At 35.7% G+C, this 1,396-nt stretch carries 2 protein-coding genes and 1 pseudogene; all 3 read right to left on the bottom strand.

The genetic code is table 11. The annotated features are described in order from the left end of the window. Positions 1-228: pseudogene (locus F0000_RS27315) on the bottom strand (hypothetical protein); the annotation flags it as partial. After that, positions 225-761: a hypothetical protein gene (locus tag F0000_RS27310; RefSeq protein ID WP_149627851.1), complete on the bottom strand. Its 537-nt coding sequence runs from the start codon at positions 759-761 to the stop codon at positions 225-227. The pseudogene F0000_RS27315 and the gene F0000_RS27310, both read right to left, overlap by 4 nt. A gap of 65 nt (positions 762-826) precedes the next feature. Next, on the bottom strand, positions 827-1,396 hold a 570-nt coding region (locus F0000_RS27305; protein WP_223148959.1), incomplete at its 5' end, for a hypothetical protein.

The raw sequence follows: 1,396 nt of genomic DNA, 5'->3' as shown, positions 1-1,396 counted from the left end.
TAAATCAAATCGTCCATCGGTAATCTTGATATCATTGCCATCAGTATCCAATACCGTAAACTCAAAAGTACCAGCAATGATTCCGTTTTCTTGGTCGAATTTGGCAATTATATGTGTTCCGAGGTTTTCTTCTAAAGTGGTAGCACGTATTCTAGAGAAGCTTTTGACATATTTGTTAAAGTATAGGTTAAAATCTTCAGAAACCAATTGATAATTATTTTTTTTCATTTTTTATAAGCGACTGCATTTTTAGTTTCATAAGGATTTTGCCATACTCCACCACTATAGGCATCATCATATTGGGTACTGTTATTAATAACCCGTATATCCCCCTGGCTAAGGGCATTAGTTCGTATTTTGGAGAACTTAAAATACAAACCACTTAACACAATATGGGTGTTGGTATTGGTGTTTACAGCGGTTTTTTGTTGTTGCAGGTTTTTCCATTTGTTATATTCACCTTTAGGATTTTGTATTCCGGACACTCCGGACTGTATGGCAGAAGAAACGATGGTAGTATAGATGTCTCTATACAAAGCAGGGTTGATATGATCACCGCTGGTATTTACCCCGTTGTATTTGTTAAGGTTGGTAAAATCGAAGCCATAGTCTAATAAAATCCCGTGGGGCACTCGATTTTTTTCTAAGGGTGCAAAAGCATGGTTGATAGCATTGGCTACACTTGTGTCTGTAGTTTGTGCCTTGATTGTGGACATAGCGATCCAGGCCATTACAAAAATGGCAATAGAAATCTGTTTCATTGTAAAAATGATTTTAAAAAAGGTTACATGAATATGTGAGTGGGGTAGGTGTAAAAAATTGTTTATTAGTCGGATATAACTGTTACATTAGACTCATAGAATAAGTCAAATCGGCCATCGGTAATTTTGATCTCATTACCCTCTTTATCAAGTACCGTAAATTCGAAAGTACCTGCAACAATACCATTCTCTTGGTCAAATTTGGTAATTGTAAGCTTTCCAGGGTTTTCTTTTGAAGTTGATAAAAGAGGTTTAGAGGAATCTCTAACATATAGTCCAGAATATACCTTAAAATCTTCAGACACTAATTGGTATTGTTTTTCTTCTAAAGCTTCAACATCTAATCCTTGTACAACTATAAGTTGTGATTCGGTTCCTCCCCCTGTAGCCCCAGAGAGTCCTAATGTATAAGCATTATCTTTAAAAAAATACGTAGCTCTAGGTCGTCCTTGTCCAAATTGGCTAGGTATAAAAGCTTCCCCATTAATAAGGCAAGCAAAGGTTTGTTTTCCACTTTGTGTTGCGGGTGGTAGTTGATCGATAGGATTGTTATTGTCATCGTCATTACTACAGGCACTTATGATAGTTATAGCTATTAGTACTAGTAAAAAAAGGAATTTTTTCATCATAATAGA

It is taken from the genome of Aquimarina sp. RZ0 (assembly GCF_008370685.1).
Lineage (GTDB): Bacteria > Bacteroidota > Bacteroidia > Flavobacteriales > Flavobacteriaceae > Aquimarina.
The sequence above is the reverse complement of the archived record's forward strand: the minus strand, read 5'-3'. Positions and strand labels throughout refer to the sequence as shown.